The organism is Nocardiopsis sp. KDC1DS13DA1 (assembly GCF_055632325.1).
Window position 1 is genome coordinate 1 of record NZ_JBVMUY010000064.1, and the last position, 454, is coordinate 454.

Consider the following 454-nt stretch of genomic DNA (forward strand, 5'->3'; position numbering starts at 1 on the left):
GGGTGGAGGATGTGGCGCAGTGCTTCAAGGTCCGTGGTGGGCTGTGGGGTCGGGCGTCGGACTTCTGGGCGGTCAAGGGGGTCTCCTTCGATCTGTACAAGGGGGAGACGCTGGGGGTCGTGGGGGAGTCGGGGTCGGGTAAGTCGACCCTGTCGCGGATGGTGATGCGGTTGTTGGAGCCCACCCGGGGCCGGGTGGAGTTCGAGGGCCGTGACATCACGCACATGTCGGATCGGGAGTTGCGTCCGTTGCGTCGGGACGTGCAGATGGTGTTCCAGAACCCGTATTCGTCGTTGAACCCGCGGGTGACGGTGGGGGACGCGATCGGTACCGCGTTGCGGGTGCAGGGGGAGCGTGACACGCGCAGGATCCGGCGTGAGGTGCAGGGGTTGTTGGAGCGGGTGGGGTTGGAGCCCGATCACTACAACCGGTTCCCGCACGCGTTCTCGGGGGG

General features: G+C 67.0%; 1 protein-coding gene. It reads left to right on the top strand.

The genetic code is table 11. The features are described 5' to 3' along the window. Positions 1 to 454, top strand: a 454-nt coding sequence (locus tag ACTVAJ_RS29345; RefSeq protein ID WP_470391550.1) for an ATP-binding cassette domain-containing protein, incomplete at both ends; no start/stop codon positions are given.